Genomic DNA, 25,699 nt, shown 5'->3' with positions numbered 1-25,699 from the left:
ATGCGCACCGCAGCCAATCCCACCGACGGGGTCCGCATCGCCTACGACATGTTCGGCGAGGGTCCGCCGTTGCTGCTTGTGCACGGCAGCGTGCTGACCCGCTCGATCTGGCGGGCGTACGGGTACGTGCGTGCACTGCGCGACGAACATCGCCTGATCCTGGTCGACCTGCGCGGACACGGCCGCAGCGACAAGCCACACGAGCGCGCGTCCTACCGCCTCGAACGTTTCGTCGGCGACCTACAGGCGGTGCTCGACGACCTCGACCTGGCGCGGGTGCACTGCTTCGGCTACTCGTTCGGTGCGCGCGCCGCGCTGTCGCTGGCGATCGCCGCACCGGACCGCGTGGACACCCTGATCCTCGGCGGTGGCAGCCACCGGCACCGGACCGGGGTCTGGGACAAGCTGTTCTTCCCCGGCTGCGTCGAGGTACTCGAAACCGAGGGCTGGGATGCGTTCCTGGCCGACTGGGAGCACGTCAAGGGCGGCGAGATCGACTCGGGAACCCGCGCGGTCTTCGCCGCGAACGACCCCAAGGCCATCGTCGCCTACTTCCGCGAGACCGAGGCCATGCCGAGCATTTCCGACGACGACCTGCGCGCCGTCGCGCAGCGGACGCTGCTGTTCGCGGGCTCCGGCGACCCGCAGCGACTTTCCGACTCGCAGGACGCGGCCGCGCTGATCCCGGACGCACGCTGTCACCCGATCGAGGGGTATGACCATGGCACGACGCCCGCGGCGACCGACGAGGTGCTCGCGCTGGTCCGGCCGTTTCTGCACCGGGCGAGCTAGCGGGAATCGAGTATTGCGGGTTGCTACGGTTTGACCATGGCCGAACAGCGTCCGATCCTCGTCCTCAACGGACCGAACCTGAACATGCTCGGTACGCGCCAGCCCGAGGTGTACGGCTCGTCGACCCTCGATGACGTGGTCGCGCTGTGCGAAAAGACGGCCGCCAAACACGGGCGCACCATCGCGCACTTCCAGTCCAATCACGAGGGCGCGATCATCGACCGGATCCATCGGGCCCGCGGGCAGGAATCCGCGATCGTGATCAATCCCGGCGGGCTCACGCACACTTCTGTCGCGCTGCGGGATGCGCTGGTCATTCCGGAGGTACCGATCGTCGAGGTGCACATCAGCAACGTGCATGCCCGCGAGGAATTCCGGCACCACTCGTTCGTGTCACCGATCGCTACTGCGGTGATTGCCGGTCTCGGTATCCTGGGTTACGCCTCGGCAATCGAGTTCGTCGCCACGCGCTGACGAGTTCGGCCGAGCCCGACCCAAGGAGCCGCCATGGCCAAGGTCAAACAGGGACGCTGGACCGCCGAGATCGAAGGCGACTTCGTCGTGTTCCTCATCGGCACCCGGCTCAATTCGCCCCGGCAGGCGCTGCGCTGGTTCTTCGACATCGGCGGACGCCGCGGCATGCCGCACATGCTGAAACATTTGATGCAGCACCCCGAAAAGGGACTACTCGGTTTCAAGAACTTCGGGCTCACCAACGTCCAGTACTGGCGCTCGTTCGAGCATCTCGAGGCGTTCGCCAAGGATCCGGATGACCCGCACTCCGCGGCGTGGCGCAACTACTGGACACGGGTCGGCAAAAGCACCCGCAGCGGCATCTGGCACGAGACGTTCCTGGTCCGCGCAGGCGAATACGAGGCGGTCTACGGCAACATGCCGCCAACCGGGCTGGGCAAGGCGAGTCGCCTGGTGCCGATATCCGGATCGACGTCCGCCCGCAAACGCCTGCGCCGCAAGGCAAGCTGAGCCAGCCGAGCGCCGGAGGCGCATCAAGTCGGCTCGAGTCCCGCCGCGATATCCCGACCCACCGCGCGCAGCAACTCCGCCGCGTTGGCCATCGACCGGCGGGCATCGGGCTCCCGGGCGGTCAGGGTGTACAACTTATCGAAACCCGCTGCTAGAAAATAGCTTTCGTCGAGCAGACTGCGCCCGGCAACCACCAGCACGGGCAGGTTGGCGCGCCGAGCCGCGGCAAGCACCCCGACCGGCGCCTTGCCGTGCAACGTCTGTTCGTCGATCGATCCCTCGCCGGTGATCACCAGGTCCGCACCCGCGACGACATCGTCGAACCCGATGAGGTCGAGCACGATATCGATGCCCGCCCGCGACTGCGCGCCGAGCACCGCGACCGCGCCGAAGCCGGTGCCGCCCGCCGCGCCCACGCCGCGTGTCAGCGAGACGTCGGAACCCGTTGCTGCGGTGACGATTCCACCCCAGCGCATCATCGCCGACTCCAGGATGCGCAGCTGATCCGGGTCGGCGCCCTTCTGCGGCCCGTAGACGAAGGTCGCGCCGTGCGGCCCGAGCAGCGGGTTGTCGACATCGCACGCGAGCACGAACCGCGCCGACCGCGTGCCGGGATGCAGGCCGCCGAGGTCGAGTGCTGCGGCGTCGAGAAGTGCGGCACCACCGCGCCCGAGCGGTGCTCCGGACCGGTCGAGCACCCGGGCACCGAGCGCTGTCAGCATGCCTGCACCACCGTCGGTGGAGGCGCTGCCACCGAGACCGAGCACAATCTCGGTCACGCCGTTATCGAGGGCGTGCGCGAGCAACTGGCCGAGCCCGAACGTGCTTGCGCCCAAGGCATCCGGCCGGCCGTCCGGCAGGGCCACCAGCCCGACCGCGGCCGCGAGTTCGACCACCGCGGTGTCGCCACGTCTGGCATACCTCGCCGGATGCGGCACCCCGGTCGGCCCGTCCACCTCGACCTCGACGGCCGACCAACCCGCCGCGACGAACGCGTCGACGGTGCCGTCGCCACCGTCGGCCACCGGAACTTCGACGACGGTCCAATCCGGTTGCTCGGCATGGATTCCCGCGGCCAGCGCACCGGCGACACCCGCCGCGCCGAGGGAGCCCTTGAACTTGTCGGGCGCGACGACGATGCGCACGGTCAGGCCGGTGGGTCGATCGGCGCCTCGTCGGCGTGGTCGATCGGGACGGTCCCGGAGTCGAGGTAGGTCAGCACCGCGTCGTCGACGGCCCGGTTGCCGCGGGCGAACAGCCCGTGGTCACCGCCCTCCACTGTCACCAGCGACCCGCCGAGTGTGGCGGCCATCGACGGCCCGCCCGGATACGGCGTTGCCCCGTCGCGCCGGCTCTGCAACACAATCGGCGCGGTCCGCAGGTCTGCACCCGACAGCGCCACCGGGGTCGTGACCGGATCCCATTGCGCGCAGTCCAGGCCGGCCCGAACCAGATCGGCTCTGGCATCGAGCGAGTCGCCGCCGCTCGCGAACTTCGCCAGCGCCGAGGCGATCATCTCCGGCCGGCCGGGGATCGCGTTCTCGTTGCAGGTCACCGCCGACAGGACGTTCGAGTTCGCGGAGTCCATCGGCATCCGGTCGACGATGTCGCGGATCGCGTCGGTGTCCGCCGGATCGGCGGACAGCGCGCCGAGCGCGGCAGCAAAGACCGGCCAGGAGGCGCGCGAGTAGCTGGCGATCGAGGTGGCCGCGAGCACCGGCACCGTCGCGGAGGCACCCTCGGTAAACGTGCGCACCACGTTGCGGAGCTTCTCGAGTTGCTCGCGCGAGCCCGTGAACCCGTCGCGCACAATGTCTTCGATGGCCTCGGGCAACGTCGCCGGGGCCTCGATCGACACCGGTGCGGCAGCAAGGTTCGCATACCACCCGCCGCCCTCGCGCTCCACGAGGTCCTGCCACGTGTCCTGCACGGCGCGGGCGTTGTCACCGAGTCCGTAGGCATCGTCGTGGGCGGCGATCCAGGCGAACATGTCGTGGTAGCGGTCACTGCGCGCGGACTGCTGCTGCGCGAACAGTTCGGTCCAAACCCACTCGGGGTCGACGTTCGAATCGAGGATCATTCGGTCGACCCGATCGCCGAACAACGAGCTGTACACGGCGCCGAGATAGGTGCCGTAGGACAGCCCCCAGTAGCTGATCCGGTCGATCCCGAGCGCCGAGCGCACCGCGTCGAGATCGCGCGCGGTGTTCTCGGTGGTGATGGTGTCGAGATAACCGGGCTGGGCAGCGGCGCAACGCTGCCGAAGCGACGTACGCGGTGCGGTCACGTCCGGTGCGCCGGCCTGCGCGCCGGACGGATCCGGGTCGCAGTACAGCGGGGTGGACCAGCGCAGGCCGCGCGGCTGCACGGCCAGCCGGTCGTAGTGGTCGATGATCTCGGCGGCCAGGCCCTTCGCCCTGGTCGCCCAGTAACCGAGCACGTCGGCACCCGGGCCGCCGGGATTGACGAACATGGATCCACGGCGATGCGACGGGTCGGCGGCGCGGATCCTGCTCACCGTCACGTCGATCGTCGGCCCGTGCGGGTCGGCGTAGTTCATCGGCACCGAGACGACCGCGCACTGGGTGCCGCTGGCCGGGTCGATGTCCGCCTCGGCGGGGCAATCGCCGAACTTCGGTCCCGACGGCGCCGCCGTCGCCACCGTCCTACCCGCGCCGGTGGCGACGAGCACAGCGGCGACCACGACTGCGGCGGCGAGTACCGCCTGCGTCTTTACTGCCGGCCACCCCGCACCCGAGCGCGTCATGTCACCCACTTCCAGCAAGGCACGCCCCCATCACCAAACGCGCCGTCTCGCACAGACAGTACCGTCGCAGTCATGGACACGCGGGTCGACCACAACGCTGCACTGCACCGCTACGAGATCTACGTAGGTGACGAGCTCGCCGGCTTTGCCACCTACGAGGACGCCGGCGCCAATCGCGCCTTCGTACACACCGAGATCGATGCCAAGTTCGAGGGCAAGGGTCTGGCGAAACAGCTGATCCGCGACGCACTCGACGACACCCGCGCCGCCGGACTCGGCGTGCTGCCGTTCTGCCCCTTCGTGCACCGGTTCGTCTCGAAGGACGAGGACTACCTCGCGCTCGTCCCGACCTGGGCCCGCGAGCGGCTGGGTCTGCCCGCCGCTTGAGCGTCAGTACCGCGCGACCGCTCCGGTGAGCGCGTCCTGCATGTGCGCGCGGACGAGTCGGGTGATCTCCGCGGGCTTGGTGGGAATGTCGGTGACGGGTGCGCCGAAGTAGTAGCTCGCCGATTTCACTTGGTCGCCGCGTGGCCCGTAGCTGAGCCCGACGAACACCAGCGCGGGTTCGACGCCGAGTTTGCGCGCCCGGAAGACGATGTGCCCGATACCGCTGCCAACGGGCTGCACCTGGGTGACGTCCTCGTAGTTGCAGGTGCCCTCGGGGAAGATCGCGAGGTCGTCCCCGTGCGCCATCCGGGTCGCACAGACATCCATCATCTGCTGACCGGCCGTGGCAACCGCCCGCACGCCGTGGTTCTTACCGCGGAACACCGGAATCGCGCCCATCATCTCGACCCGCTTGCGCTGCTTCGCGTCGAGGAAAAGTTCGTCCTTCGCCAGCACCCGCACCCGCCCGATGATCGGCCGCAGCGGGCTGCGCCAGGCCGCGGCGGCGAGCGTGTACGGGTCCTGCTCGGATAGGTGATTCACCGAGATCACCAGTCGCCGCCCGGCCACGACCAGCCGTTTCAGCTGTTCCTTCGCGCCATCGGCATAGGTCACTCTGGGATGGAATCGACGACCGAGGAGCGCGTAGGCACCCATCGCCTGCAATCGGTTCTGTCTGTGCCGCAAGTAGTACTCGTAGACCGCGTCGCTGTTCTCCAGGCGCACTTCCGGGGCAGGCATAGCCGAGACTGTACGGACCGTGACCGCCCGATACCTCGCGGGAATAGCCAATGCGTGAACCGGTTGTACACTCTGTTAGTTGAACTCTCAATCAGCGGAGGTGGAACATGCCAGCGGTGGGAGTGCAAGACATCCTTACATTGCCGAGGCTCGACGTTGCCGATCGCGATGCGCGGCCCCGTCCGGTGGTCAGCCTGACCACGGCGCCACGCGGCTTCGAGGGCGAGGGCTTCCCGGTGCGCCGCGCGTTCGCGGGCATCCCGATGCAATTGCTCGACCCGTTCATCCACATGGATCAGATGGGCGAGGTGGAGTACGCCCCCGGCGAGCCGAAGGGCACGCCCTGGCACCCGCACCGCGGCTTCGAGACCGTGACCTACATGATCGACGGCATCATGGAGCACCAAGACTCCAACGGCGGCGGCGGCACGATCGGCGGCGGCGACACCCAGTGGATGACCGCAGGCGGCGGCATTCTGCACATCGAGACCCCGCCCGAGCACCTCGTCGTCTCCGGTGGCCTGTTCCACGGCGTGCAGTTGTGGGTGAACCTGCCGCGCTCGAACAAGTTCGCCGCGCCGCGCTACCAGGACATCACCGGCGCGAAGGTGACACTGCTGTCCTCGCCGGACGGCGGTGCCCTGATCCGGGTGATCGCCGGTGAAATCGGCGGATATCACGGGCCGGGGTCGACCTACACACCTATTGCGCTGACGCACATCACGATCGCGCCCGGTGCGAGCCTGACCCTGCCGTGGAACCCGGAGTTCAACGCGGTGTTGTACGCGCTCGCCGGCGCGGGCACCGTCGGCGCCGAGCAGCGCCCGATCCAGATGGGTCAGACCGCCGTCTTCGGACCGGGTCATACCGGCGAAACCATCACGGTCACAGCGTCCGAGACGCAGGACGATCGTGCCGGCGCGCTCGAGGTATTCATCCTGGGCGGCAAGCCGATTCGCGAACCGATCGCGATGGCCGGACCGTTCGTGATGAACACCAGGCAGGAAGTGATCGACGCGTTCGAGGACTTCCAGGCCGGGCGACTCGGCACCATTCCCGCCGAGCACGCGGCGCTATAGCCGCCCGCAGTGGCGGTCCCTATCCGGGGCCGCCGCGCGTTGTGCTGCCGTAGTCTGGATTCACGTTCGGAGTACAGCAGAGGAGGTCGGGTGTGGCCGCGCCAGTGACACCGCACATCGATATTCACCGCGGCGGTGATCGGCTGAAAACCCGCGTGTCCTGGCTGGATTCGAAACACTCGTTCTCATTCGGCGCGAACTACGATCCCGAAAATACGCATCACGGTTTGCTGTTGGTGAACAACGACGATGTCGTAGCCCCTGGTGCCGGATTCGAGACCCATCCGCACCGCGACATGGAGATCGTGACCTGGGTGCTCGACGGTAGCCTCGTGCACCAGGACTCACTGGGCCACAGCGGCGTCGTCTATCCCGGTCTGGCCCAGCGGATGAGCGCCGGATCCGGCATCCTGCACTCGGAGAAGAACGATGCGAGCTCGCTTCGTGCGAGCGAAAACAACATCGCACCAGTGCATTTCGTGCAGATGTGGGTCGTGCCCGACGAGGCCGGACTCACCCCGGGCTACCAGCAACTCGAGATCGACGACGAGCTGCGTTCCGGCGACCTCGTCACCGTCGCCTCCGGTATGGCCACGCACCGCAACTCGACCGCAATCACGATCAACAGCAAACACTCCGCGCTGCATGTCGCAAGAATGACCGGTGAACGTGCGGTCAACGTGCCGAGCGCGCCCTTCGTCCACGTGTTCGTCGCGGCCGGAGCGGTCGACATGGAAGGTGCCGGACGCCTGCACGCCGGCGATGCCGTTCGACTGACCAACACCGGTGGACAACGGATCGAATCCGATGGCCCGGCCGAGGTGCTGATCTGGGAAATGCACGCCCGGCTCGGGATGCCGGACTGACGCGGGAGGACGACACATGACCCAGCCACCACCCGAAGGTCCCGGGCAGCCCAATCAGTGGGGTCCGCCGTACGGGCAACAGCCGCCGTACGGCCAGCAACCTCCGTACGGCCAGCAGCCGCAATATGGTCAGCAACCACCCCCGTACGGACAACCCCAGTACGGGCAGCAGCAGCCGCAGTACGGCCAGCCCCAGTACGGCCAGCAGCCCTACGGGCAGCCGGGCTACCCCGGATCTGGGTATTACGGAGAGCGGCGGCGCGGCGCCGGACTCGCGATCGCGGCGCTGGTGGTCGGCATCTTCGCCGTCCTGACGTGCTGGACGATCATCGGCGGGATCGGCCTTGGACTCGTCGCGCTTGTCCTCGGCCTCGTCGCAATCGGCCGGTCGCGCAAGGAGGGCGCGCCGGGGAAGGGGATGGCGATCGGCGGCATCGTCCTCGGCGTGGTGGGCATCATCGCCGCGATCGCGATGCTCGTGTTCGGAGTCTGGGTCTTCAACGAGTCCGGCGCCGGGACCTACGTCGACTGCCTCCAGAAGGCCGGCGACAATACCGCGGCCCAGCGGCGTTGCGACAACGAGTTCCAGGGCAATCTCGAGGACCGGTTCGGCGTCACCCTAGAGCCCTCCACTGCACCGACGCGCTGACGCCCAGCCCGGAACTGCGGCGATTGCCGGCCGGTGTAAATATGGTCAGATGACCGCGCAACTCTCCGGCATCGACCTTTCCCAACGCGCCACCGCGGTGCGGCCGCAGGACGACCTGTTCGTCCACGTCAACGGCTCCTGGCTCGACGGGTACGAGATTCCCGGCGACCGCGCGGTCGACGGCGCGTTCCGCACGCTGTACGACCAGGCCGAGATCGATGCACAGACGATCATCCTGGAAGCAGCAGACGCAGGCGCCGAGCGCGGCACCGACACCCAACGCATCGGCGACCTGTACACCAGCTTCATGAACGCCGCGGCCGTCGAGGCCGCCGGTATCGAGCCGATCGCCGCCGAACTGGACGCCGTTCGGTCGGTGCAGGACCGCGACTCGATGGCCGCATTGCTCGGCCGGCTGCAGCGCTGCGGCGTGCCGGGTGCCCTCGCGCACTACGTCGACACCGACGCGAAGAACTCCGAGCGCTACATCGTGCACTTCACCCAGTCCGGTCTCGGCCTGCCCGACGAGTCGTACTACCGGCTCGACGAGCACGCCGGGTTGCGCGCGGACTACGTCGCTCATATCGGGCGGGTGTTCGCGCTCGCCGGGGTGACCTACGACCCGGCCACGGTGCTGGACCTCGAAAGCAAGCTCGCCGCCGGGCACTGGGATGTGGTCAAGCGCCGCGACGCCGAGCGCAGCTACAACCTGGTCAGTTTCGACAATGTGGTCTCGGCCGCACCGAACTTCAACTGGATCGCCTGGATCGCCGGGCTCGGCGAGGGCACCGGCCACGCCACCGAGCGGTTCGCCGAGATCGTCGTACGCCAGCCGAGCTACGTGCGCGTTTTCGGTGACGTGTGGGCATCGCAGTCGCTTGCCGACTGGCAGGCCTGGGCGACGTGGCGAATTCTGCGTTCGCGGGCGCGGTTTCTGCCCGCGGCGTTCGTCGAGGAGCACTACGCCTTCTACGGCACCCGGTTGACCGGCACCAAGGAGATCCCCGAGCGCTGGAAGCGCGGCGTCGGCCTGGTGCAGGAACTGCTGGGCGAGGCCGTCGGCAAGCTGTATGTCGAACGGCACTTCCCGCCTGCCGCCAAGGAGCGGATGGTCGAACTCGTCGACAACCTGCGCGAGGCCTACCGGCGCAACATCGGCAACCTCGACTGGATGAGCGCGGACACCCGTGCCGCGGCGCTCACGAAGCTCGACAAGTTCACACCCAAGATCGGTTATCCGGACACCTGGCGCGACTACTCGTCGATCGTCATCGACCCCGACGATCCGATCGGCAACTACCGCCGCGGCTACGCCGCCGACAACGACCGCGACCTGGCCAAACTCGGCGGACCGGTGGACCGCGACGAATGGTTCATGACGCCGCAGACGGTGAACGCGTACTACAACCCGGGCCTGAACGAGATCGTCTTCCCGGCCGCGATCCTGCAGCCGCCGTTCTTCGACGCGACCGCCGACGACGCCGCGAACTACGGCGGGATCGGTGCCGTGATCGGGCACGAAATCGGCCACGGCTTCGACGACCAGGGCGCGAAGTACGACGGCGACGGAAACATGAGCGACTGGTGGAACGACGACGACCGCACCGAGTTCGGCAAGCGGACCAAGGCCCTCATCGCTCAGTACAACGAGTTCGAGCCGAAGGCGCTGCCCGGCCACCGAGTGAACGGTGAATTCACCATCGGCGAGAACATCGGTGACCTGGGCGGCCTGTCGATCGCGGTGGAGGCGTACCGAATCTCGCTCGACGGCAAGGAGGCGCCCGTCATCGACGGGCTCACCGGCCTGCAGCGGGTGTTCTACGGCTGGGCGCAGGTGTGGCGGACGAAGGCCCGCGACGAGGAGGCACTACGCCGACTCGCCGTCGATCCGCACTCGCCGCCGGAGTTCCGGTGCAACGGCGTCGTACGCAACATGGATACCTTCCACGAGGCATTCGACGTGCAGCCCGGCGACGCGCTGTACCTGGAGCCGGATCAGCGCATCAAGATCTGGTGACACGCGAAAGGGCCGCCCGCGGATGCGGGCGGCCCTTGGCGTCGGTGCGTAAGCGGCGCTGTCAACTAAGAGTTGACGATGGTCACCGCGTCGCCATTGTGCACGTTGTCGTAGTACCACTTCGCGTTCGTGGTGCTCAGGTTGATGCAGCCATGGCTGACGTTGCTGTTGCCCTGCTGATCGACCGACCACGGCGCGGCGTGCACGTAGATGCCGTCCCAGGTCAGCCGGGTTGCCCACTTGACATCGACCCGGTAGCCCTCGGGTGCGTCGACCGGCACGCCGTAGGTGGAGGAATCCATCACCACGTCGGCGTCTTTCTCCAGCACGTGGAAGGTGCCGTTCGGGGTTTCGTGGCCGGGTTTGCCGAGCGCGGCCGGGAAGGTGCGCACCACGTCGCCGCCGATCTTCACGCTGAACGTGTGCGCGGCGGCATCGCCGACGGACTCGAACGCGTCACTGATCTTGAACGCAGACTGCGCGCCCGTGGCCGCGACCGTCACTCCGGTGTTGCGCGGCCAGTAGTCGTCCGGCACCCACTGCAGGTGGCTGTCGTCGACCCAGTTGAAGTGGCCGGCGACAGGCGTCGACGGCGTGACGACGATGGTCGACTCCGCGGCGGGGCGGTCGACGATCGGTGCGCGGAAGAAGACGTCGACGGCACGCTTGGCACCGACGACCTCGCCGTTGGCCGGGAAGACCGCGGGCTGTTCCTGCGGTGCGAGCTGCTTGGGCGGTGGCGGCGTGCCGGGCAGCTGCGGCGGCGTCCAGCCCGGCGGGATCAGCGCAGGCACGCCGGGCACATCGGGGCCACCCGGCCACAATGGATCGGCCTGGGCCGGTGCCACGATGGCCAACCCGGTTACTGCAACACCTGCGACGGCGAGCACGGCGCGGGTAGCGGCCCGAGGCATGGTTCGATTCGGTCGGTTTGTCGTCATGGCGAATGCACCCATTTCCCTTAACTCTTCCGCGCGGCGTCACCGGCGGACGACAGTCCGGTCCCGCGGCAACTATGCGCCGCGCTCGGACGTTTCAACCATTAGTGCACAATCCACGCGCCTTGGCCAATCAGGACGAGCCACTTCCGGGGCCAAATGAGACGCGCGCAACACCTTTGGCGAGTACCCCGATGTGATGTAGCTCACGCAACCCGGGAGACGACGTCGAAAACGATCGGCCGCCGCGGACCGGTGCCGATGCTGTTCGGAACCGCGATCGGCGGGGCAGCAAGGCGTGTCCGCTCGGGCAGCTCGAGCCGCACCCGGGACAGCACGGTGGCGAGCACGATGCGCATTTCGTACTCGGCCAGCGCCGCGCCGATGCAGCGCCGGTGCCCACCACCGAATGGCGCGTACTCGAACGGCCCGTATTTCCGCTGGAGGAACCGGTCCGGGTCGAACCGGTCCGGGTCGGCCCACAGCTCGCGGTCGGAGTGCAGCAGCGCGAGCGAGACGCCCACCGCCGCGCCGGCCTCCCGCCGCACACCGCGCACTTCGAGCGGGGCACGCAGGCGGCGCAGCACGATCGGCACCGGTGGATGCAGCCGTAGCGTCTCGTGGCACACCGCGTCGAGGAACGGCAGCTTCACCAGCGCGAGCGGATCGTCCCCGGCGCCGGCCACCTCGTCGAGCAGCCGGTCCAGCACGGCGGGGTTCCGGTGCAGGTGAAACAGTGCCCAGACGACGGCCGTCGCGGTGGTTTCGTGCCCGGCGACCAGCAGCGAACGCAGCTGTTCGCGCAGCTCGGCGTCGCCGATCGCGGAGCCGTCGTCGTAGCGCGCGTCGAGCAGCATGCCGAGCACATCGGTCGAGCCGGTGACCCCCGCCTGCTTGCGCCGGTCGATATCGGCGGTCAACAGCGCATCGAAACGGTCCCGCAACCGCAGAAAATGTGCCCACGGACCCAAACCGAACACCTGCTTGCGCAGCGCCGGTGCGAGCATCAGCGCACCCGAGTACGAGCCGAGAAAGTCGACGACGGTCCGCGAGTACTCCTCGCGCCGGTCGTGGCTGTCGATGCCGAAAACTGCTTCGAGGATCACCCGCAGTGTGATCGCCCGCGACGCCGCCCGCGAATCGACGCGGTCACCCGGCCGCCAGCGGGCGATCTCGTGCAGCGCGGAGTCCCGGATCACCTCGGCGTAGGCGCGCATCCGGCGACCGTGAAACGTCGGCATCAGCAATGCTCGATCGCGCCGGTGTTCCTCCCCACCCACCAGGATCAGCGAGGCGTCACCCACCATCGGGGCGATCGGATTGGGTTGCGCTGCCTCGAACACGTCGATGGGCGCACGGAAGATGTCCCGAGCGCCCTCGGGGCTGCCGGTGAAGAGCACGTCGCCGAAGCGCGGAAACCGCACCACGAACGGATCGCCGTCGCAACTGCGCCGCCACTTGAAGTACCGATCCGGGTCGAGCGCGGCGGCGATCCCGTGCAGCGGCATCAGCCGCGGCGCGCGGGGATCGATCCTAGCGTTCATGCCGACAACACGTGGCGAAATGGCGTGCGGTTCACCCCGCTCATTTGTACGACCACAGTCCGACCGGGGTGGCGACGCAGAAACGCCCAGCCTGCGCATTCCAGGCCAGTGCACTCGGGCCCTGGCAGATCACGCCCTGATCCGCGTCGGCAACGAGGGCCTGCGAGTTGTTCAGCGCAAGCGCAAGCGACAGCGCCCCGCTGGCCACCGACGCGATCGCGACGCTGCCCGGACCGATCCCGACCGCGGCCGGGATGCCGCCCACGCCCTGGCTGGCACCGACACCACCGTCGAGCCCGACACCGATCGCCAGCGCGCCGCGCTGCGCCTTGGCGTAGCCGATACCGCCGTCGCCGTAGGCCGTCGCGTTGCCGGTGCCGTCGGACTCGGCGCCGCAGGCATTGATGCCGTCGATGATCGTCATGTTCGTGGCCCCGATCGAGGTGCACCTGGCCACAACGGCCCCCGCAGGCCCGGCGGCCGCGAACGGGCCGGCCACTGCGATCCCCGTGACGGCCACGCTGCACGCCAGGAATCTCACGAACATCGACGTCTCCCTTCACCCGACGTCGCCAATCACGCTACTCGTTCGAGCAGCGCAGCGCGGGCGGTTCGGCACTCGAGACGGACTCGCGGGAATGCGAATACGCTTGCCCGGCATTGTCCTTTTCGAAGGTGAACGCAAGACGACGGGCGGTGACCGGGCGTGGCCGAACAGACGATGACCGACCCCAAGCTGTTGCGTCGGCTCGTCGGCACGCTGCAGGACGCCCGCCGGGACGGGAATGCCGAATCGCTTGCCGCGGCCTTCCTGCTCGGCGCGACCGTCATCGCCCTGGTGTGGGCGAATTCGCCTTGGTCACAAACTTATTCGGACTTCTGGCACACGCCCGCCTCGGTCAGCATCGGCGACATGTCGTTGACGCTCGATCTGATGCACTGGGTCAACGACGGACTGATGACGTTGTTCTTCTTTGTCGTCGGCCTCGACGTCAAACGCGAGTTCACCACCGGTGAGCTCACCGATCGACGGCGCGCGATGGCGCCGATCATCGCCGCACTCGCGGGCCTCGCGCTGCCCGCTGCACTGTTTCTGCTGGTCAACCCGAGCGGCGAGGCGGCGAGTGCCTGGGGCGTGGTGATCTCGACCGACACCGCGTTCCTGCTCGGCGCGCTCGCGCTCATCGGCCCGGCCTGTGGTGCGCGCCTGCGGGTCTTCCTGCTCACCCTCGCGGTGGCCGACGATATCGGCGCCCTCGCGGTGATCGCCGTCGTCTACACCGACGATCTGCGCCTCGGGTGGCTCGCGGTGGCCGGCGTCGGCCTGCTCGCGATCATGTGGCTGCGGCGCCAGGGGGCATGGCGCGGCGTCGGGTACGCGGTGGTGGCGGTGGTGACCTGGGTGGCCACCTACGAGTCCGGCGTGCACCCGACGCTGGCCGGCGTGATGATCGCGCTGATCCTGCCGGTGTATGCGCCGCGACGCAGCGAGGTGGAACGGGCCGCGGAGCTGACCCGCGCATTCCGGCAGTCACCGAACCCGGAGTACGCCCGCTCGGCCCGGCTCGGCATCGACCGCGCGGTGTCGGTGAACGAGCGCCTGATGCGGCTGTACGAGCCCTACACCGCCTTCGTGATCGTGCCGCTCTTCGCCCTCGCGAACGCCGGCGTCACGCTGACCGGTGACACCCTGCGCGCGGCCGCGACCTCGCCGCTGACCTGGGGCGTGATCGTCGGACTCGTGCTCGGCAAGTTCGTCGGCATCGCCGGGGCGAGCCTGCTGTTGGCCAAACTGAAGCCGGGCAGCCTCGCGCCCGGCCTGCGGCCGACCTGGATCGCCGGCGGCGCGACGCTGTCCGGGATCGGATTCACCATCTCACTGTTCATCGTCGATCTCGCACTCGGCGACGGGCTGCTCGCCGACGAGGCGCGGGTGGGTGTGCTCGCGGCCAGCGTGATCGCCACGCTGCTCGGCTGGGCGATCTTCGCCGCCGACCGCCGGCTCAATCCCGAGTCGGACAAGCTCGGCGCTCGCCTGCTACGGCCGCTCGACTTCCGGCGCGACCATGTGCGCGGGGGTATCGGCGCACCCCTGACGCTGGTCGAGTACGGCGATTTCGAATGCCCGTTCTGCAGCAAGGCCACCGGCAGCATCCGCCAGGTGCGCACCCATTTCGGCGACGACCTGCGCTACGTGTTTCGCCACCTTCCGCTCGAGGAACACCACCCGTTCGCCCGGTATGCCGCGCAGGCGGCGGAAGCCGCTGCGGTACAAGGCAAATTCTGGGAGATGCACGACACGCTGTTCCTGCATCACGACGCGCTCGCCCCCGACGACATCCGCGAGTACGCCGCGCGGCTGGAACTGGACCTCGACCGCTTCGACGAGGATATGCGCACCGAGCGCTTCGCCGTGCGGGTGGACGACGACCAGATCGATGCGGCGTCGAGCGATATCGGCGGCACCCCAACGTTTTTCCTCGGCATCGGGGACAGCGTGCCGGTGCGGCATCGGGGGCACTACGACGCGGCGACGTTGATTGCGCGGTTGGAGGAAATACGGGCAGCGGACCTCTCGGACCACTAGCGGCAGGTTTCGGCGGGATCCCGTCAAATTCGGCCGCAACCGTTCAAGAATGTGCGCCTACTTCTTCCGGTCGGTATCCCGGCTCGGCTGCACCCGCTTCGGCTCGTCGGGCATCTTCGGATAATTCGGCGGGTACGGCAGCCCGGGCAGGCCGTTCGCCGTGTCCCGCTCGGCCATCTCCAGCAGCTTGTCGAGCGAGTGCGCGACGTCGTCGATGCTCCCCATCGGGTCGCCGCGCTTCGCCAGCAGGGCGGGCACGGTCGCGATGGTGCAGTCGTCGGGTTGCACGTCGCCGAGTTCGTCCCAGGTCACCGGTGTGGATACGGTAGCGATCGGGGTGCGGCGCACCGAGTAGGCCGACGCGATCGAACGGTCCTGGGCGTTCTGGTTGTAGTCGATGAACATCCGCTCACCGCGCTCCTCCTTCCACCACGCGGTGGTCACCCGGTCGTCGCTGCGCCGCTCGAGCTCGCGCGCGAGGGCGATCGCGGCGCGGCGCACCTCGAGGAAATTCCAGCGCTGCGCTATCCGGATGTACACGTGCAGGCCGCGACCACCGGAGGTCTTCGGGTAGCCGATGATGCCGAGTTCGTCGAGCAGCGGGTGCATCACCTCGAGCGCGACCGTGCGCGCCTCGTCGAAGCCGGTGCCCGGCTGCGGATCGAAATCGATGCGCAGCTCGTCTGGATGGTCGAGGTCCGGCGACCGGGGTGCAAGCGGATGGAACGTCACCGAGCCGAGGTTCGCGCCCCACACCACGTCGGCGGGGTTGGTGACGAGCAGCGCATCGGCGTGCCGACCGGACGGGAACGTCACGCTACAACTCTGCACATGCTCGGGACGTTTTGCGGGCAAACGCTTCTGGTAGATCTCCTCACCCTCGACGCCATCGGGGAAGCGCTGCAGGTAGGTGGGGCGATTGCGCAGCGCGGTCATAATCGCGCCGTCGAGCGCCACCGTCCGGTAGTACTCGACGAGGTGCCGCTTGGTGCCGCCGTCGGAACCCAGCTGCGGGAAGTACACCTTGTCCGGGTTGGACAGCCGCACCGCGACACCGTCGACGTCGAGTTCCTCGGCCGGCGCCTTCGGGCTCATCGGACGGCCTCCGCAGATCCGCCGGCGAGGACGTCCGCGAAGTCGTAGCGCACCGGAACCTCCAGTTGGTCATAGGTGCACGACTCCGGATCGCGGTCGGGCCGCCAGCGCACGAACCGCGCCGCGTGCCGCAACCGCGCGCCCTCCATCTGGTCGTAGGCAACTTCGACCACCCGCTCCGGGCGCAGCGGAATGAAGCTGGCGTCCGCGCTGGACCGCCAGCGGTTCACCTCGCCGGCTGCGGTGACGTCCTCGCCGACCCGCAGCGGTTCCAGCTCCGCGAGCAGTTCCTTGCGCCGGGCTTCGGTGAACGCCGACGTGCCACCGATCATGCGCAGTTCGTCGCCGTCGTAGAGCCCGAGCAGCATCGACCCGATGCCGTGAATGTTCTTGTGCATCCGGTAGCCCAGCACCACGGCGTCGGCAGTCCTGGCGTGCTTGACCTTCACCATCTCGCGCTTGTCCGACACATACCGGCCGCCGAGTCGCTTCGCGATCACGCCGTCCAGGCCGGCGCCCTCGAAATCGGAGAACCAGCGCTGCGCCGTCGCCGGGTCCATCGTCGCGACCGTGACATGTATCGACGGCCCGTCGGCGGCATGAATCGACGGCGCGTCGCCGACCACGCCGAGCAGTCGTTCCCGGCGCTCCCGCAACGGCGTCGCGGTGAGGTCCTCGTCGTCGATCGCGAGCAGATCGAAGCCGACGAACCGGGACGGGAACTCACCGGAGAGCAGCTGCACCCGGCTGTCGGCCGGATGGATCCGCGAGGACAACGCCTCCCAATCCAACCGGACCCGCCCGTCGATCTCCCGCGGCACCACCAGCTCACCGTCGACGACACAGCGCTCGGGCAGCTCCGCACGCGCCGCCTCGACCATCTCCGGGAAGTACCTGCCCAGGTCCTTGGTGTTGCGCGAGCCGAGCACCACCTCGTCGCCGTCGCGAAACACGATGGTGCGGAAGCCATCCCACTTCGGTTCGTACAACCACACCGGGTCGCCCTCGTCGGGCTGCTCGGGTACCGCGGCGGCGGCCTTCGCGAGCATCGGCTTCAGCGGTGGCCGGACGGGTAGGCGCATGGCTTCATCATGGCAGTACCGGCCGACACCGGGCCGGCAAATTTGGGGCCGCCACTACCGTGGCGCATCGCGGCGGGCGATCCACACCGTGCCGCTAGAGAGATCGATATCGCCCGCGATCGCGGCCTCCGCACGCGTAATCTGCTTGTGCTCGATCTCCTCGATCACGTGGCGATTGGACGGCGCGAACAAGTTCTGCATCTCGCCGAACATCCCCGCCGCGCCGCCCCCGCTGGACGCGGTGGTCTTGCGCCAGCGCAGCCATGCGTGTCTTTCCAGCCACAGCAACACCTGATCGAGCACCGCGCCGACCCCTATCAACGCGAGAACTGCCAGCAACGCCGTTCCCATAACGCGCACCCCCGTGCACCTGCGCCGGTATCGGCGCCGGGTCGATTGGAGCCAAGGTTACCTGCGTCGATGGCCCCGCTGCGATCCAAGCCGCGACTACAGTCGAGGGGGCACCCTGGTGAACACCGTTGGTTCCCATGCCGGGCAAGACGGTTCCGACTCGAGACAGGCACGGCACATGGGATTTCTGGCACCGATCGACTCGGTATTCCTGCTCGGCGAAAGTCGCGAGCACCCGATGCATGTCGGCGGCATGCATCTCTACGTTCCACCCGAGGGCGCAGGCCCCGACTACGCCCGCGAGATGTACGAGTCGTTCATCGCGCAACACGAAATGCACCCGCTGTACCGCAACCGTCCCGTCAACCCCGTCGGCACGCTGGGCAACATCCGGATGGTGCAGGACCAGGATGTCGACCTCGAGTATCACGTCCGGCTCTCCGCGCTACCGCGTCCGGGTCGGGTGCGTGAACTGCTCGCGCTGGTGTCCCGCATCCACGGCACGCTGCTCGACCGGCATCGGCCGTTGTGGGAGATGCATGTCATCGAGGGTCTCGAGGACAACCGTTTGGCGATCTACCACAAGATCCACCATTCGCTGCTCGACGGCATCACGGCGTTGAAGATGCTGGAACGGACGCTGTCGACGGACCCCGATGCGCGCGACTGCCCCGCGCCGTGGTCACCCCACGAAAAGCGACCGCGCACCAATTCGCGCAGCGGACCGAATCCGCTGGCGCTGCTCCGCTCGGGCGCCGATCTCATCGGTGACGTAGCCGGGCTGGCACCCACTGCGGTTCGCCTGGCCAATCAGGCACTGCGCGGCAGCGATGTCCTCGGCCCCATGCAGGCGCCGCGCTCGATGTTCAACGTGCCCATCGGTGGCGCGCGGCGGTTCGCCGCACAGACGTGGCCGATGGACCGGCTGAGCTCCGTCGCCAAGGCGACCGGCACCAAGCTGAACGATGTCGTCCTCGCGATGTGTGCTGGAGCGCTGCGCGAGTACCTGCTCGAGCAATCCGCACTGCCCGACGACCCGCTGATCACGGCCGTGCCCGTCTCCCTGCGCGCACCCGGCGATCAGGGCGGCGGCAACGCGGTCAGCATCATCCTGTGCAACCTCGCCACCGATCAAGCCGATCCGGTGCGGCGGCTCGAAACGATCGCCCACTCGATGCGGCAGAGCAAGGAGTTCATGCGCAGCGTCACCCCGTTGCAGGCGATGGCGATCGGCGCGGTCAACATGTCGTCGATCGCGCTAAACCAGATTCCCGGTTACGCCCGGTTCGCGCAGCCGTCGTTCAACATTCTGATTTCCAACGTGCCCGGCCCGACGGAGGATCTTTTCTACAACGGTGCCCGGCTCGACGGGCTGTATCCGCTGTCGATCGTGCTCGACGGGTTCGCGCTCAACATCACGCTCACCAGCCGTGCTGGTTATCTCGACTTCGGCCTCACCGGTGACCGGCACAGTGTTCCGCACCTGCAACGCCTGCTCACGCACCTCGAGGACTCGCTCACCGACCTGGAGAAGGCGACCGCATAGCGCAATCGGGACGGGCCGACTCGGCGTAGCTTGGAGCGGGTGAGCCAGCTCGAACTACCGCGGCTTCGCTCCGCACAGGGGCGATGGATTGTTCTCGCAACGGTTTTGGGCTCTTCCATCGCCATGCTGGACTCGACCGTGGTGAACGTGGCTCTCCCCGCGATCGGTCGTTCGCTCGACTCCGATATCGCCGGTCTGCAATGGGTACTCAGCGGCTACACACTCACCTTGGCCTCGTTCATCCTGCTCGGCGGAGCACTCGGCGATCGCCTCGGCCGGCGCAAGGTATTCCTTTGGGGCACCGCGGCTTTCGCGCTCGCCTCGCTATTGTGCGGTTTCGCGGTGAATATCGAGACCCTCGCCATCGCGCGCGTTCTGCAGGGCGTCGCCGGGGCGATGCTCACGCCGGGCAGCCTGGCGCTGATCTCCGCGTCCATCGACGAGCGCGACCAGGGTGCGGCGATCGGGCTGTGGTCCGGGTTCGGTGGCATCGCCGGCGCCGTCGGCCCGTTCCTCGGCGGCTGGCTGGTGGAGGCGGTGAGCTGGCGCGCGGTGTTCCTGATCAACCTGCCCCTGGCCGCGGTCGTGCTCTGGGTCGGATCGATGCACGTGCCGGAAAGCCTCGACCCCAACGCCCCGAAGCGGCTCGACCTGTTCGGCGCCGTGGTCGTCGCCGCCGGTCTCGGCAGCCTCACCTATGCACTGATCGAGCCCAACGCACTACTCGCGGTGGTCGGCATCGCACTACTGCTGCTGTTCGTGCTGATCGAGATGCACAGTGACCACCCGCTCGTGCCGCCGTCGTTGTTCGCGTCCCGCGTCTTCACCGCGGCGAATATCGTCACCCTCGCCGTCTACACCGCGCTCGGTGGGGTGTTTTTCCTGTTATTGCTGCAGCTGCAACTGGTTTCGGGATACAGCCCGATCACCGCAGGCCTGGCCACAATTCCGATCACCGTGCTCATGCTCGGCCTGTCCGCGAGCGCCGGCCGCTGGGCGCAGCGCCACGGCCCGCGGATACCAATGACAGTCGGACCGCTGGTCGCCGCCGCAGGCGTGCTGCTGATGCTGCGGATCGGGCCGGACGCGTCCTATCTACTCGACGTGTTCCCCGCGGTGGTCGTGTTCGGTCTGGGGCTCTCCGCCCTGGTTGCCCCGCTGACCGGCGCCGTACTCGGCGCGGTCCCGACCAGGGAGGCGGGCATCGCATCCGGAGTGAACAATGCCATCGCCCGTACCGCCCAACTGCTCGCGGTCGCCGCCCTCCCGGGCCTGGCCGGCATTAGCGCCGCCGGGTTCGACGACGCCACCGCGTTCGATGACGGGTTCCGGACCGCGATGCTGATTTGCGCAAGCCTGCTGATCGCCGGAAGTGTGGTTGCCGCAGTCCTGCTCGGTGGCGGGAAGGCACCTCCGCGGCGCCGGGCCGAACCCGAAGCCATTGACTGCAGGCCGCACTGCGGTATTTCCGGCCCCGCGGTCGAACCGGCTGTGCGCGTGCGGTCTGCGGGCACGTCGTGAGCGTAGTCCCGGCACTGCGGGCCTCCTTCGCGGCCGGACCGACACACGGATAGCATTGCCACCCAACGACTTCGACGCAGCCACGGCCGCGGTGCAGGCTCAGGTAGGCACCGCGGCGATCGCCGAGCGTGATTCCCCGGACCGTTCGGGCAGGGCGCCGAATGGTTCCTTGGTAGCGCGTCAGCGGGACTGCAGCGGGCGTAACGTGACTGCGATGAGCACCGGTGAACAGCAACCCACCAGCATTACGCCCGCCGGGCGCACCGGCGTCGACATCAAGCCGCGCAGCCGCGACGTCACCGACGGCATCGAGAAGACCGCTGCACGCGGCATGCTGCGCGCGGTCGGCATGGGCGACGACGACTGGGGGAAATCCCAGATCGGGGTCGCGTCGTCGTGGAACGAGATCACCCCGTGCAATCTGTCGTTGGACCGGCTCGCCAAGGCGGTGAAGGACGGGGTGCACGCGGCGGGCGGCTACCCGCTCGAGTTCGGCACCATCTCCGTCTCCGACGGCATCTCGATGGGCCACGAGGGCATGCACTTTTCGCTGGTGTCGAGGGAGGTGATCGCCGACAGCGTGGAGACCGTCATGCAGGCCGAGCGCCTCGACGGTTCGGTGCTGCTCGCCGGGTGCGACAAGTCGCTGCCGGGGATGCTGATGGCGGCCGCGCGCCTCGACCTCGCCAGCGTGTTTCTCTATGCGGGATCCATCCTGCCCGGCGTCGCGAAGATGTCCGACGGCACCGAACGCGATGTCACGATCATCGACGCGTTCGAGGCGGTCGGCGCATGCGCGCGCGGTCTCATGAGCGAGGCGGACGTCGATGCGATCGAGCGCGCGATCTGTCCCGGCGAGGGTGCGTGCGGCGGCATGTACACCGCCAACACGATGGCCAGCGCCGCCGAAGCCATGGGAATGTCGTTGCCGGGCAGCGCTTCTCCGCCCGCGACCGACCGACGGCGGGACGGCTTCGCGCGGCGCAGCGGCCAGGCCGTGGTGGAGCTGCTGCGACGCGGCATCCGGACGAGCGACATCCTCACCCGCGAGGCGTTCGAGAACGCGATAGCGGTGGTGATGGCATTCGGTGGCTCCACCAACGCGGTGCTGCACCTGCTCGCGATCGCAAACGAGGCCGACGTGCCCCTGAACCTCGACGACTTCGCCGAAGTCGGCTCGCGGGTACCGCATCTTGCCGACGTGAAACCGTTCGGTCGCCATGTGATGAAGGACGTCGACCATATCGGCGGCGTGCCGGTAATCATGAAGGCGTTGCTCGATGCCGGACTGCTGCACGGCGACTGCCTCACGGTCACCGGCCGTACGGTCGCGGAGAATCTGGCCGAGATCGCACCGCCCGACCCGGACGGCAAGGTGCTGCGCGCAATGGGCTCACCGATTCATCCCACCGGGGGCATCACGATCCTGAAGGGATCGCTCGCACCCGGCGGCGCGGTGGTGAAATCTGCCGGCTTCGACGAGTCCGTATTCGAAGGCACTGCACGCGTTTTCGAGCGCGAACGGGCCGCGATGGACGCTCTCGAGGACGGCACGATCACCGCGGGCGACGTGGTGTGCATTCGCTACGAGGGCCCGAAGGGCGGCCCCGGGATGCGGGAGATGCTCGCGATCACCGGCGCGATCAAGGGCGCCGGCCTCGGCAAGGACGTGCTCTTGCTTACCGACGGTCGCTTTTCCGGCGGCACCACCGGGCTGTGCGTGGGGCATGTCGCGCCGGAAGCGGTGGATGGTGGGCCGATCGCGTTTGTCCGCGACGGTGACCGCATCACCCTCGACGTCGCGAACGGGACACTCGATCTGCACGTGCCTGCGGACGAGCTCGCCGCGCGCAGGCAGGGGTGGGAGCCGCTGCCGCCGCGCTACCGCAAGGGCGTGCTCGCGAAATACACCAAGCTGGTCGGCTCGGCGTCCGAAGGCGCCGTCTGCCGCTAGCTCGGAGAACCCAGAACGAGGGGCCTCCCAGGTGTCTGGAAGGCCCCTCGCAGCATGCTCGAGTCGAATATTAGATCGGCCGGAATCCCGATCCCACGATGCCGCGACCGTTCAGGTCGCCCAGGATCGCGTTCATGTTGGTGCCGACCTCCGGGCCGAAGCAGGCGTAGCCGAGGTAGGCGTTCACCATTCCGACCAGCGTGGTGCCGAGCACGACCGGCGCGCCCGAGTCACCCTCGACGACGCACATCTGGGTCCACGTCTCGACGCCGGTCTGGAAGACGTCGCCCCAGGTGATGCCACAGGTGTTGCCGGTGGTGCGGCCTTCCTTGCAGACAATGTGCGGGAACGCCGCCGGGTCGCCGAGTCCGGTGATGGTGACGTTGCCGATCCGGTTCACCGGCGCCACCCTGGCCGGATCGAACTGGATCACCGCATAGTCGAGATCCGGGTTCGAGTACGTGAACGTCCCGATTTCGCCAAGGAACGGGTTCGCCTCGGACAGGACGCTGGCGCCGGCATCACCACAGTGACCGGCAGTGAGTCCGACCAGCCGACCGGCGCCATCATGGCCGATCGTGGTGACCGTGCACTCGAATTGCTTGTCGACGATGATGCCGGATCCGCCGCCGATGACAACGGAACCGCCTTGGGCCGCCGCAGGGGCCGCCCCGAACACCGCCAAGCCGAGCAGTACCGCGCCAACCACCGTGGCGAGCTTTCTGAACATGTCTCTCCAAGTCTTGGGAACCCGAACGATATCAACTCGATCGTTCGCGCCGGGTCCCTTTGTTTCGCAACTGCCGCGACGGCCCCTCGCTCGAGGCACCAAGCGCCGCGAGAGTACCCCGTGCCCGCTCCAACTGCCGAGTCAGCTCTTCTACCCGGGCCGCTGCCGCTCGGCGCGCGGTGTCGAGCGCGGCCTGCACCGCACGCAGGGCGCCCGGTTCGCCGAGTTCGGCGATGGCCTTCTCGACCGCATCGGCGTCCACCGTCACCGCCTTCCCCGGCGCCCGGTCCCCGAGTTGCACCGCCACGGTCCACGCACCGTCCAGGTCGGCGTGCAGGGTGACGGTCACCGTGGTCGGCGCCTTGCGCCGGGCGCCGCCCGCGCGCGGTGTGGGTGCGGGCTTCGCGGGCGGAGTCTCGGTCGGCGCTGGCTCGACCGTGCGCTCGGCAGGCTGCACCACGGTGGCGGGCCGCGTCTTGCGCGGAGCCTTGGGAGTCGGTGCAGCCTTTGGCGCCGGGGTCACAGCCTTTCGCGCCGGGGTCACAGCCTTTCGCGTCATCCGTAGCTCGTCGGCCTCGAAGGGCAACTCGTCGTTGACCCCGCGCGGACTGACCAGGACCGTCGCGCCGTCGACCGAGACGACCTTCGCCGAGACCGCCGCGGGCAGGCCGAGGCCGGGGACCGGGTCGCGCAGATAGACGGTCGGCCGCCGCCCCTGCGCCAACGCATCCGTGAGCTCCGCCAGATCTTCGGCCGTCAATCCGGCGCCCACCGCACCGCTCGCCATCGTCGTCCCCGCCCTTTCCGCCTTCGCACGCATCGGATCTGCAGCGGCAACTCTGGCATACAACTCCGACACGACACCCCCGCACGACAACACTGCCGAACCTGTTGGCCGGTCGAGTCGCGGACGGCATGCTGTTACCCGACACCTTCGGATGGAGAACCATGACCCCGACCGGGAGCGACGTCGCCGCCATTGTGCAGGCCGAGCTCGAGACCTACTTACTCGGTGACCACGCCTACGACCGGGATCGGCTGCTCGGCGCGGCGAACGTTCCGGTCGAGCAAGCGCGCGAGCAATGGGTCGCGATGGGGTTCCCCGTGCCACCCGACCCGGCCGCCGAGACCTACACCGAGGCCGACATCGACGCGCTCCGCACGATGACGGCGATGGTGAACGACGGGCTCATCGGCACCGAGATGCCGGTCCGGATCGCGCGCACGGTCGGCCAGTCGGTGGCTCGCCTCGCGGAGTGGCAGGTCGACATCCTCAACGCGCTCATCCTGCGGGAGATCGAGCAGTGCATGGCCGACCGCGACGGCGCGCAGCCAACCGCCGAACAACTGACCGAGCTGACCCATCGGGTCGCCGAGCGGACGGTGCCGGCGCTCGAGAAGCTCATGCAGTACACGTGGCGCAGGCATCTGGCGGCGGCGATGTCGCGGTCACTGGCCGCCGCCGAGTCCGGCGCGCTCGATGAGAGCCTCCGCACTTTGGTGGTCGGATTCGCGGACATGGTCGGCTACACCCGGCTCACGCGGCACCTGGACCGCACCGAACTGGCCGACCTCATCGAGACGTTCACCTCGCACACCACGTTCCTCATCACCAGCGCCGGTGGCTGGGTGATCAAGAATGTCGGTGACGAGGTGATGTTCGCGGTTGAGGATCCACGGGCCGCGGCCGAACTCGCACTCGATCTGCAGACCGCAACCGGACAATCCGACGCGACGCCTGCGCTGCGGATCGGGATGGCCGCCGGACCGGTCCTGCAACGTTTGGGCGACCTCTACGGGCCGGTGGTCAACACCGCCGCACGGCTCACCGGCGTCGCCCGGCCGGGCACCGTGATGATCGACGATCGCCTCGCCGAACTTTTGCACGACGACCCCAGCTACACCTTCCGCCACTTGCGCGACATCAAGGTGCGCGGAATCGACCACCTCGGGCTGCATGTTCTGCGCCGCGCACGTAAGGAAAACCACAGCTCAACCTGATAGTTACCGTTGCATGTGGACACCTTCGGCGGATGTGGGCGATTTCACAGTTATGATCCGGGTCACGA

24 protein-coding genes are annotated in these 25,699 nt (G+C 68.2%); 13 read left to right on the top strand and 11 right to left on the bottom strand.

Translation table 11 applies throughout. The features are described 5' to 3' along the window. From OG921_RS07505 to OG921_RS07495, 3 genes are read left to right on the top strand one after another with little or no spacing between them, the layout of a single operon-like run. A complete protein-coding gene (locus OG921_RS07505) occupies positions 1 to 792 on the top strand; it encodes an alpha/beta fold hydrolase (protein ID WP_266111762.1) in 792 nt (263 codons plus the stop codon). A 36-nt stretch (positions 793 to 828) separates the two neighbouring features. Continuing rightward, the gene (aroQ, locus tag OG921_RS07500) at positions 829 to 1,266 is read left to right on the top strand and encodes a type II 3-dehydroquinate dehydratase (RefSeq protein ID WP_266111761.1); all 438 of its coding nucleotides are present in this window, start codon (positions 829 to 831) and stop codon (positions 1,264 to 1,266) included. A 33-nt stretch (positions 1,267 to 1,299) separates the two neighbouring features. Next, positions 1,300 to 1,776 carry a DUF4188 domain-containing protein gene (locus OG921_RS07495; RefSeq protein WP_266111760.1) on the top strand — a complete coding sequence of 159 codons (477 nt, stop codon included), beginning with the start codon at positions 1,300 to 1,302 and terminating at the stop codon, positions 1,774 to 1,776. A 23-nt stretch (positions 1,777 to 1,799) separates the two neighbouring features. Here the strand turns inward: OG921_RS07495 and OG921_RS07490 are convergent, their stop codons facing one another. Together OG921_RS07490 and OG921_RS07485 are read right to left on the bottom strand one after the other, a co-directional pair. Beyond that, positions 1,800 to 2,921, bottom strand: coding sequence for a glycerate kinase (locus OG921_RS07490; RefSeq protein WP_266111759.1), 1,122 nt, complete (start codon positions 2,919 to 2,921; stop codon positions 1,800 to 1,802). A 2-nt stretch (positions 2,922 to 2,923) separates the two neighbouring features. Continuing rightward, entirely contained in the window at positions 2,924 to 4,543 is a 1,620-nt protein-coding gene (locus OG921_RS07485) for an alpha/beta hydrolase (RefSeq protein ID WP_266111758.1), read from the bottom strand. Positions 4,544 to 4,615: 72 nt separating this feature from the next. Between OG921_RS07485 and OG921_RS07480 the strand changes: the two genes are divergently transcribed. Then, the gene (locus tag OG921_RS07480; protein ID WP_266111757.1) at positions 4,616 to 4,930 is read left to right on the top strand and encodes a GNAT family N-acetyltransferase; all 315 of its coding nucleotides are present in this window, start codon (positions 4,616 to 4,618) and stop codon (positions 4,928 to 4,930) included. 3 nt (positions 4,931 to 4,933) lie between these two features. On the opposite strand, the gene OG921_RS07475 is transcribed toward OG921_RS07480, so the two are convergent. Further along, positions 4,934 to 5,671 carry a 1-acyl-sn-glycerol-3-phosphate acyltransferase gene (locus OG921_RS07475; protein ID WP_266111756.1) on the bottom strand — a complete coding sequence of 246 codons (738 nt, stop codon included), beginning with the start codon at positions 5,669 to 5,671 and terminating at the stop codon, positions 4,934 to 4,936. A gap of 107 nt (positions 5,672 to 5,778) precedes the next feature. Between OG921_RS07475 and OG921_RS07470 the strand changes: the two genes are divergently transcribed. The 4 genes from OG921_RS07470 to OG921_RS07455 all read left to right on the top strand — a co-directional run bounded on the left by OG921_RS07470 (position 5,779) and on the right by OG921_RS07455 (position 10,282). Continuing rightward, on the top strand, positions 5,779 to 6,750 hold the full coding sequence (locus OG921_RS07470) for a pirin family protein (protein WP_266111755.1): 972 nt from the start codon (positions 5,779 to 5,781) through the stop codon (positions 6,748 to 6,750). Positions 6,751 to 6,842: 92 nt separating this feature from the next. Next, positions 6,843 to 7,616, top strand: coding sequence for a pirin-like bicupin family protein (locus OG921_RS07465; protein ID WP_266111754.1), 774 nt, complete (start codon positions 6,843 to 6,845; stop codon positions 7,614 to 7,616). A gap of 16 nt (positions 7,617 to 7,632) precedes the next feature. After that, on the top strand, positions 7,633 to 8,265 hold the full coding sequence (locus OG921_RS07460; RefSeq protein WP_266111753.1) for a DUF4190 domain-containing protein: 633 nt from the start codon (positions 7,633 to 7,635) through the stop codon (positions 8,263 to 8,265). A 49-nt stretch (positions 8,266 to 8,314) separates the two neighbouring features. Next, positions 8,315 to 10,282, top strand: a complete 1,968-nt coding sequence (locus tag OG921_RS07455) for a M13 family metallopeptidase (protein ID WP_266111752.1) — start codon at positions 8,315 to 8,317, stop codon at positions 10,280 to 10,282. 65 nt (positions 10,283 to 10,347) lie between these two features. On the opposite strand, the gene OG921_RS07450 is transcribed toward OG921_RS07455, so the two are convergent. The 3 genes from OG921_RS07450 to OG921_RS07440 form a co-directional block, all read right to left on the bottom strand. Beyond that, entirely contained in the window at positions 10,348 to 11,196 is an 849-nt protein-coding gene (locus tag OG921_RS07450) for a L,D-transpeptidase (protein ID WP_266111751.1), read from the bottom strand. Positions 11,197 to 11,426: 230 nt separating this feature from the next. Further along, entirely contained in the window at positions 11,427 to 12,764 is a 1,338-nt protein-coding gene (locus tag OG921_RS07445; protein ID WP_266111750.1) for a cytochrome P450, read from the bottom strand. 40 nt (positions 12,765 to 12,804) lie between these two features. After that, a complete protein-coding gene (locus OG921_RS07440; RefSeq protein ID WP_266111749.1) occupies positions 12,805 to 13,311 on the bottom strand; it encodes a DUF6764 family protein in 507 nt (168 codons plus the stop codon). A 174-nt stretch (positions 13,312 to 13,485) separates the two neighbouring features. On the opposite strand from OG921_RS07440, the gene nhaA reads away from it, so the two are divergent. After that, positions 13,486 to 15,351 (top strand): Na+/H+ antiporter NhaA, encoded by a 1,866-nt coding sequence (gene nhaA / locus OG921_RS07435; RefSeq protein WP_266112266.1) that lies wholly within the window; start codon positions 13,486 to 13,488, stop codon positions 15,349 to 15,351. Positions 15,352 to 15,408: 57 nt separating this feature from the next. On the opposite strand, the gene OG921_RS07430 is transcribed toward nhaA, so the two are convergent. Genes OG921_RS07430 through OG921_RS07420 form a run of 3 tightly spaced genes read right to left on the bottom strand, consistent with a single transcriptional unit; the run spans position 15,409 to position 17,879 of the window. Continuing rightward, positions 15,409 to 16,446 (bottom strand): DNA polymerase domain-containing protein, encoded by a 1,038-nt coding sequence (locus OG921_RS07430; protein ID WP_266111748.1) that lies wholly within the window; start codon positions 16,444 to 16,446, stop codon positions 15,409 to 15,411. Continuing rightward, positions 16,443 to 17,528, bottom strand: a complete 1,086-nt coding sequence (locus OG921_RS07425; protein WP_266111747.1) for an ATP-dependent DNA ligase — start codon at positions 17,526 to 17,528, stop codon at positions 16,443 to 16,445. Before OG921_RS07425 ends, OG921_RS07430 begins: the two co-directional genes overlap by 4 nt. Positions 17,529 to 17,582: 54 nt before the next feature. Further along, positions 17,583 to 17,879 carry a DUF6191 domain-containing protein gene (locus OG921_RS07420; protein ID WP_266111746.1) on the bottom strand — a complete coding sequence of 99 codons (297 nt, stop codon included), beginning with the start codon at positions 17,877 to 17,879 and terminating at the stop codon, positions 17,583 to 17,585. 178 nt (positions 17,880 to 18,057) lie between these two features. Between OG921_RS07420 and OG921_RS07415 the strand changes: the two genes are divergently transcribed. From OG921_RS07415 to ilvD, 3 genes are all read left to right on the top strand, one after another. Continuing rightward, entirely contained in the window at positions 18,058 to 19,425 is a 1,368-nt protein-coding gene (locus OG921_RS07415; RefSeq protein WP_266111745.1) for a wax ester/triacylglycerol synthase family O-acyltransferase, read from the top strand. Between the two features lie 39 nt (positions 19,426 to 19,464). After that, positions 19,465 to 20,946 carry an MFS transporter gene (locus tag OG921_RS07410; protein WP_266111744.1) on the top strand — a complete coding sequence of 494 codons (1,482 nt, stop codon included), beginning with the start codon at positions 19,465 to 19,467 and terminating at the stop codon, positions 20,944 to 20,946. 214 nt (positions 20,947 to 21,160) lie between these two features. Further along, positions 21,161 to 22,900, top strand: a complete 1,740-nt coding sequence (ilvD, locus tag OG921_RS07405; RefSeq protein WP_266111743.1) for a dihydroxy-acid dehydratase — start codon at positions 21,161 to 21,163, stop codon at positions 22,898 to 22,900. A 70-nt stretch (positions 22,901 to 22,970) separates the two neighbouring features. Here ilvD and OG921_RS07400 read toward each other — a convergent pair whose 3' ends face one another. Together OG921_RS07400 and OG921_RS07395 are read right to left on the bottom strand one after the other, a co-directional pair. Next, positions 22,971 to 23,630 carry a serine protease gene (locus OG921_RS07400; protein WP_266111742.1) on the bottom strand — a complete coding sequence of 220 codons (660 nt, stop codon included), beginning with the start codon at positions 23,628 to 23,630 and terminating at the stop codon, positions 22,971 to 22,973. A gap of 31 nt (positions 23,631 to 23,661) precedes the next feature. Then, positions 23,662 to 24,489 carry a translation initiation factor gene (locus OG921_RS07395; protein WP_323182711.1) on the bottom strand — a complete coding sequence of 276 codons (828 nt, stop codon included), beginning with the start codon at positions 24,487 to 24,489 and terminating at the stop codon, positions 23,662 to 23,664. An 89-nt stretch (positions 24,490 to 24,578) separates the two neighbouring features. Between OG921_RS07395 and OG921_RS07390 the strand changes: the two genes are divergently transcribed. Further along, positions 24,579 to 25,631: an adenylate/guanylate cyclase domain-containing protein gene (locus OG921_RS07390; RefSeq protein ID WP_266111741.1), complete on the top strand. Its 1,053-nt coding sequence runs from the start codon at positions 24,579 to 24,581 to the stop codon at positions 25,629 to 25,631. Positions 25,632 to 25,699: the final 68 nt, after the last annotated feature.

The sequence above is a fragment of the Aldersonia sp. NBC_00410 genome, assembly GCF_026342035.1.
Taxonomy (GTDB): domain Bacteria; phylum Actinomycetota; class Actinomycetes; order Mycobacteriales; family Mycobacteriaceae; genus Aldersonia.
Note: the sequence above shows the minus strand (reverse complement) of the source record. Positions and strands in the feature narration are given on the sequence as shown.